Genomic DNA, 6,704 nt, shown 5'->3' with positions numbered 1-6,704 from the left:
TTATCGCCGCGGTACACGTCCGTTGTATCGCTATTTGGGCTGCTATCCGTACTTAATTCGTGTAGACACTATCTAGAGAAGTTTCGACAAAACTCTGATAGATGAAATCCTTAAAGCACCAACAGGGAATAACTATATCGAGATGACAGCAAGCGGTTTTGAAGAAATTTCACCGCATAGAAAATATCACGGTATCAGTGTCCAAATTATCGGGAAGATAAAAAATGTTCGTGTTTCGTTCAATATAGACATGGGGATAGGTGATGCTATTGTTCCTCATGCTATGGAACAGAAAATTCAAACACAGCTTCCAGACTTTGAGTCTCCCGCTATTTTCACCTATTCGCTTGAAAGTACTATTGCGGAAAAGTTTGACGCTATTCTGCAACGGTTTGAACTAACTGGAAGAATGAAAGATTTTTACGATATTTACTATCTCGCAAGTGATAGCGTCTATCAGAAATACCGTGACGAGGTTATCATACTGCTGGGGACAGGGCTTAGAATTTCCGAACTCTGCGGGCTGACTGAAACCGACCTTGACTTTGAAAACCGGGTAATCAATGTAGACCACCAGCTTTTACGGAGCGCAGAAACAGGCTACTGCAAAAGGCCGGTACCAATCGCTTTCTGAACGATTGATACCGGCCTAAAATTTAGCTATACTTATTTCACGGACATTCCACTGTCCAACTCTCCATCTTCTTCCATGCCGTCGAAACCCCACAAGCCATTAGGAAAATCCACAGTCTCCTGCTGTGCGGGACGATATTCCCCACACAGGGAGCCGTTGTGGTACTCATCCTCGCCACAGTTATGTCCGATGTCCTCGTCGGCAAACTGGTGGGTAAAGCCCAGGTCAGGGTACATCTCCGATAGCTTTGCAATGACTGGCTGAGACAGCGCCCATGCCGACCAGAACCGCAGGGAATGCCTGTCAAATTGGACACCGTCCTCATAGCCATAGGCGTTCCACTTGGTATCCCAGTTCCTAATCCGCCACTAATACCAGGTAGGTGCCCCATATTTTTGTTCATTCTGAAACGCTTGCTTGTCCAAATCCCAAACAGCCCGGTCAATGTCAGACCGCACCCGCAGGAATGCCTGCTCTGATTTCTCAAGAATATTCAGCAGGTTGAAATCCTCTTTTTTGCCGTTAAAGGTGTAGACCTCAATAAAATCCTTGTAAGCTTTCAGACCACGGGCGGTCATGCTGCTTTCCTCGATATCCAGTTCCAGCGGCATGGGGATCGGCTTGTTGAAGTCGATGGAGCCGAGGCCGTACTCATCGTTTTTGACAGTCTCGAAGAGTGCATTGACCCGGGCAGGGTCGACCTTGATTTCGATAATATTTGTTACATGGTTTGGCATGATGACCTCCAAAAAATGTCTTTGATTTTCTCGCCTAAAGCGGAAATAACAGGCACAGTGACCGCGTTTCCTGCCATCTTGTATAATTGAGCATCAGAGAGCCCGGTTGTGGCTGCTTTGTGGAATTGCTCGTCACTAAACCCCTGCAACCGCCAGCATTCGATGGGCATGAGCTTGCGCACTTTTCCGTAGGCCGTGATGTCGGTGGTGGAGGACAAATCCAGATCGCCGTAGCAGACCCGGCCCTCCAAGCCGTCCTCATTTGCGGCAAAATCGCATTTGTCCCAGCGTTCCATCGGCATCCAGCGCACCGCCTGCTTCACTCACTGGTTGAGGCGGAACTTCCGGAACGAGTTCTCCTCGGCGGAATTCTGCTTGGCGGAGTCACACGTCGCCCGCACCTTGGCAATGCTCATCGTGATACCCAGGGAGGGGGTGGCCTTCTTCCACACCTTGGGATCCGTCCAATCGTCACCCTCGTCTGCGCCATAGATTACCGGATAGAAGATGGGGTCGATCTCCCGGCCCTTCAGAATATCCTTGGCCTTCTGGTGTGTCTCGTAGCAGATGGAACGGGTGTCGGTGCCAGCCATGGTGATGAGGAAGCAGAGCGGCTGTATCCGGGCATCGCCGGAGCCTTTGGTCATGACACAGCTTTCTGTTCGGCTGGGTGTGTAGCTCATCAAAGACCACCCCATGGATGTTGAATCCGTGCTTGCTGTAAGCTCCGCTGAAAGCACCTGGTAGAAACTGTTGGTGGGCTGGTAGATGATACGCTTCTGCCAGCAAGGTCTACCATTTTACAAACTGGTTTGCAATTTGATTATATAGCGAATTATTTTCACATATGCTATCGGAAAATAGATGAAAAAACAATTTTGGGAATGTGAATTTTTTTCTTCTATTTTGATTTCGGTATAGTCAGAGATTTTTTCTTACATTTTTTCAATACACAAACTTTTGTCTCCCGCCCTGTCTAGGAATATTGCCAAAGCATATAGCATCTCCCCAACATTTTCCTCTTATATTACTTCCGCTCTCAACGGTAGGAAAATTGCGCGGTCAAGAAGCGTTAAGTCCCTTTCAGGGTTTGGGGCAGCGCCACAAGGTCTTGCTGCAGGGCACGATCTGAGCGTCCGGAGGCCATCTTATTCTTGCCAAAAGCTTTTCCTACATTTTTAGACAGGAGTAATAAATACCGAAGCAGGAGCCGCAGGTGCACGGAGGTAAAGCTGCGGTTCGCCGCAGGAGAGCCATGATAAAAAGAGAGCAAAAGTAAAGGACGGTCACCCAAAGGGAACCGCCCAAGAAGATAAAATATCAGGACTCAAAGGTATGGAAAGAGGAGTTCTGGAGAATCAAATCACCAAGTTCGTCCTTAGCGAACACATTTTCCTCAAAGAAGAAAAAGCAGCGTGGTATCGTACCAGATAGGTCAGGTACAAAATAGAAGAGCCAATTTATAACCTTGGAATCATCCTCGCATGTATCCCGGTTGGAAAACGGAAAATTATTCCCTTCCCATCTTGAAAGACAAAAAATCATTCGTTATAATGGAAAGGAAAGGTGAAAAAAAGATGGGAAAGAAAAAGGTATTGCGCCCCGGCGATACGATGATAAATTCAAGGAAGGGCGGTGCGTCTGGTAACTGAGCAGGGGCATCCCAGCCGGGAAGTGGCATCGGAATTGAGAATCTACATCAACACGCTGCGAAGCTGGCTGAAGGCAGCCGGTTCACCTTGCCCGCCCCTTCCAGATTGTTATAGTGGTGGGTAATCATGACCACGGATTTCCCCTGCATTTTGTTCACGATAACATCGTGCAGATACGCATCTGATTCTATATCAAACCCCGAGGTAGCTTCGTCCAGAATCACCACCGGCGCATCCTTCAGCAGGGCGCGGGGTACCGCCAGCTTTTGCTTTTCGCCACCGGAGAGTTTGGCACCGTCGCGGCCAATTTGTGTTTTTTCGCCATCAGGCATGCGGACTATATAGCTGGCTACGCCACTTTCCTTCAAAGCAGATTCCAACTCATCGGCCTTTGCCGATTCACTCAAGTCCACATTCTGTAAAATGTTCCCTAAAAACAGATATGGTTCCTGGCTGACCACTGAAAACAGGCTTCGGTAATCCTCTAGCGATAGGGAACTTACGTCTTTTCCATCTGCCAAAACGTGTCCAGCGTTGGGCTGGTAAAACCGCAGCAGCAGATTTAATATGGTGGATTTTCCGCTTCCGTTTTGGCCGATTATTGCCACCTTCTCGCCAGGTTCCACCGTGAAGTTTATCCCCTGTAGGATGAGCCGGTTTTCTTCGTAACGGAACTGTATATCCCGGAATTCCAACCTAGGCGGACGATTTTCAACCATATCTTTCCCGCTGGCCCACTCCGTTTCCGTGTCCAGGAATTGAAACAGCCGGCGTGCCGAAGGCATGATGCGTGCAAAATGCATTTTTAGATTAATAAGAGCGGACACAGGCCCGGTCACATAGCCGGAGTAATTGGCAAATGCGAACACTGCGCCGATAGTCAGGCTGCCAGTGCAGATGAGCCCCTAGCAGGTATAGCACGATGGTCACCGACCACTCTAACAGCATTTCCCAAAAGGTGTTTCAGCCGTCAATCATGGTGCCCTTTTTCTCCAGGCCCAGCAACTCGCGCTGCTTTTGCGCAAAAATTTTCTCCCGGCTCTGGAACAGATTCCACAACTTAATTTCGTCAACACCATTGAGGTTGTCGCCGAACCAACGGGAGAAATCCCGGCTGGATTCAATCATCTTTTCCATAGCCTTTTCCCGGTGCTTGGACATGCTTTTTACTAGGAAAAATTTTATGGGAACCATCGCAAGAACGACCAAAGCCAGCTTCCAGCTTATCACGTACAATCCCACCAAGCTGCTGATGATCCGGAACACATAGCTGGCACTCATGACCATATAGCGATCTGTGATGGAGGAAACCTGGGATACATCCATGTGCAAAAAACTCAGAATTTCCGTATTATTTTTATCCCCAAAATAGGTCTTTTTCGGGTGAAGAAGCTTCTCGAAAACTTGATGGAATATGGAGTAATATGATTTATTATGTACGTCTGCAAAAATGCGGGTCTGTCAAAGTTCAATGGCCTGGTTGACCAGCACGAGCCCAGCTAACACCAGCGCCAAACGCACGATCACAGCCATGTCCTGCTGGAGCATACCGTCATCAGTGATGATTTGGATTACCAGAGGCTGGAAGAAGCCAACGGCGGTGGAAGCCAACAAAGTCAGAGCGACTAAGAAGAATTCTTTTTTGTAAGGCTTCAGGTAAGAAAAAATGCGCCTTATGGCAGAGTCAAGCTTGCGGTTTTTTCCTGGAACATGACCACTTCTGACCAAAAATTCGTCATTCCCTCTATTTTCAAACAAGCCCTAACCGTCCCTATAAAATAACCAGCAAAGAAGTGAGGAGCCATTAAAAAAGGGGAAGCCCTGCTGCTTCAGTATAAGGAGCAGCTTGCGTATCTGTTTTTCGGCGTGCTGACCACCGTGCTGAACTACGCCGTGTTCTGGCTGTTCCAGCAGGCGTGGCAGGGGCGGCATGTGCTGTTTGCAAACCTGCTCACCTGCCTGATTGCCACGGCTTTTGCCTATGTCACGAATAAAGTATTTGTGTTTCACAGCCCTGCCTGGCATCCGGGGTTTGTCCTGCGGGAGGCGCTGGCCTTTTTAAGCGGCAGGCTCTTTTCTTTTGGCATAGAGGAGGCGGGCCTGTATGTTGCCGCCTATGTTTTAAGGCTGGACAGGTTCTCCCTGTGGGGGTTAGACGGCACTATGCTCTCAAAGATTGTGGTGTCCTTCCTGGCAGTGCTCGTCTTTTGGAGCGCTTTTCTTTCTACATCATCGCCAGAAGCCTTCTTTTGAACCACTCGTCTTGCGAATGGTTTTCGAGGGCCAACAAGCAGTGTCCGATAAATCACAAGTTTTCGGACACTGCATTTTTTATTGGTTTTTCGGCAGATTCCGTGCGTTTAGCGGCGTCATAAAAGGTCGATTTCGGCAGGCCGCACGCGTCTGCGGCTTCCCGCAGGCTGATCTCTCTCTTCTGCCATGCTAAGAGCAGCACGTGAAAATTGTCTGGCAGCTCTTGCTCTGGCCTCCGAATTTTACGCCCCGGGCTTTTGCCGCCGCAATGCCCTCGGCTTGCCGCTGGCGGATGTTTTCCCTCTCGCTCTCGGCCACGAAGGAGAGGATTTGCAGCACCAGGTCGGCGATGAAGGTGCCCATGAGATCTTTAGCGGTGCGGGTGTCCAGCAGCGGCATATCAATCACGCAGATGTCCACGCCCTTTTCTTTTGTTAAAACGCGCCACTGCTCCTGCACTTCTTTGTAGCTGCGGCCCAGGCGGCTATACAAAGTAGGTAGGAGTTCTCTTTCCTTTGAATTACCGCTATCTTTCGAGCAGGCGGCGGCTTACCGAAAAGCTAACGGACAGTATGTAAGGAAGAATCAATGGAGAGAAACAAATGTAACCGTTTATATCGACCTTGATTAGAGAATGAATTATGATAAGCGTATCATTAGAAATAGTGGTACGCTTATTTTTTTGTCCGAATCGCACCTTTGATTGGTTTATTGTTTCTCTATATAATGAAATCAAAAAAGGTTGGTGTTGATTATGAGAGAAAAGAAAAATCATTTATATGTTGATAGTGAGGAACGGAGCATTTTATTACATAGCCTTGTGGAACTGAAAAATCAGCTCATACAGCAAGGCAGATATACAGACTGCGTTGACGAACTCATTTTTAAGGTTATCCATGCACCTATTAAAAAATTAAGAGTAGAACTGGCAGGGGGAAGTGATGTGCGATAAGGAATTTAAAGAGCTGGTGAAGATAGCAGTAGAGAAATTAAAAGACGAATCCGTATTGAAACTGTTACAAGCCGATGTAAGTTATCAAAAAGACAGTAAGGACGAGGGATATGCGGAGGATGCTTTTAACCAGCTTGATTTGACGGAGAAACAGAGGGAAGTTTGCCAACATCTTATAGATTGCAGGGAAAAGCAGGATTTTGAATACGGAACTCATGCGTATATTGCAGGGCTGATGGATGCGTTTCATATTATGGCAGTGTTATTTCCAGAAAAATGGGATACAGAGAGAATAAGGAAAGCCTTATCACAAAAAAGCAGATAAGGCAGAGAATAGAACAGAATAGATTTTTACATAGCCGATTGGTGTAGTTTAGCAAATAAAACAGCCAGTCGGCTTTGATTGCTTCTCCAAAAGGCATAAAGTCAAAAGTTTCTGGTACTTCATTCATAAAGCATCACCTCATTTTTCGTAA

The 6,704-nt window shown here is 47.5% G+C and carries 8 protein-coding genes and 3 pseudogenes; 4 read left to right on the top strand and 7 right to left on the bottom strand.

Annotation, left to right across the window (positions count from 1 at the left end; translation table 11 throughout):
• Positions 1 to 94 precede the first annotated feature (94 nt).
• A pseudogene (locus D1841_RS16000) lies at positions 95 to 604 on the top strand (nucleotidyl transferase AbiEii/AbiGii toxin family protein); the annotation flags it as partial.
• 62 nt (positions 605 to 666) lie between these two features.
• Here the strand turns inward: D1841_RS16000 and D1841_RS15995 are convergent.
• The 6 genes and pseudogenes from D1841_RS15995 to D1841_RS15965 form a co-directional block, all read right to left on the bottom strand.
• Entirely contained in the window at positions 667 to 996 is a 330-nt protein-coding gene (locus tag D1841_RS15995) for a hypothetical protein (protein WP_160644585.1), read from the bottom strand.
• Between the two features lie 6 nt (positions 997 to 1,002).
• Positions 1,003 to 1,371: a hypothetical protein gene (locus D1841_RS15990; protein WP_160644580.1), complete on the bottom strand. Its 369-nt coding sequence runs from the start codon at positions 1,369 to 1,371 to the stop codon at positions 1,003 to 1,005.
• A pseudogene (locus D1841_RS19380) lies at positions 1,356 to 2,153 on the bottom strand (terminase TerL endonuclease subunit); the annotation flags it as partial. The pseudogene D1841_RS19380 and the gene D1841_RS15990, both read right to left, overlap by 16 nt.
• Positions 2,154 to 3,070: 917 nt before the next feature.
• Positions 3,071 to 3,742 carry an ATP-binding cassette domain-containing protein gene (locus D1841_RS15975; protein ID WP_160644579.1) on the bottom strand — a complete coding sequence of 224 codons (672 nt, stop codon included), beginning with the start codon at positions 3,740 to 3,742 and terminating at the stop codon, positions 3,071 to 3,073.
• A gap of 244 nt (positions 3,743 to 3,986) precedes the next feature.
• Entirely contained in the window at positions 3,987 to 4,439 is a 453-nt protein-coding gene (locus D1841_RS15970) for an ABC transporter transmembrane domain-containing protein (protein ID WP_347564025.1), read from the bottom strand.
• Positions 4,440 to 4,484: 45 nt separating this feature from the next.
• Entirely contained in the window at positions 4,485 to 4,781 is a 297-nt protein-coding gene (locus tag D1841_RS15965) for an ABC transporter ATP-binding protein (protein WP_160644577.1), read from the bottom strand.
• Positions 4,782 to 4,826: 45 nt separating this feature from the next.
• Between D1841_RS15965 and D1841_RS15960 the strand changes: the two genes are divergently transcribed.
• Positions 4,827 to 5,276, top strand: coding sequence for a GtrA family protein (locus tag D1841_RS15960; RefSeq protein ID WP_347564024.1), 450 nt, complete (start codon positions 4,827 to 4,829; stop codon positions 5,274 to 5,276).
• Positions 5,277 to 5,328: 52 nt separating this feature from the next.
• On the opposite strand, the pseudogene D1841_RS15955 reads toward D1841_RS15960, so the two are convergent.
• A pseudogene (locus D1841_RS15955) lies at positions 5,329 to 5,759 on the bottom strand (recombinase family protein); the annotation flags it as partial.
• 271 nt (positions 5,760 to 6,030) lie between these two features.
• On the opposite strand from D1841_RS15955, the gene D1841_RS15950 reads away from it, so the two are divergent.
• Complete coding sequence (locus D1841_RS15950; protein WP_120391781.1) at positions 6,031 to 6,228, top strand: hypothetical protein; 198 nt, start codon at positions 6,031 to 6,033, stop codon at positions 6,226 to 6,228.
• Positions 6,218 to 6,553, top strand: coding sequence for a hypothetical protein (locus D1841_RS15945; RefSeq protein ID WP_160644574.1), 336 nt, complete (start codon positions 6,218 to 6,220; stop codon positions 6,551 to 6,553). Before D1841_RS15950 ends, D1841_RS15945 begins: the two co-directional genes overlap by 11 nt.
• Positions 6,554 to 6,704: the final 151 nt, after the last annotated feature.

The sequence above is a fragment of the Neglectibacter sp. X4 genome (assembly GCF_009917365.1).
GTDB lineage: Bacteria > Bacillota > Clostridia > Oscillospirales > Acutalibacteraceae > Acutalibacter.
Note: the sequence above shows the minus strand (reverse complement) of the source record. Positions and strands in the feature narration are given on the sequence as shown.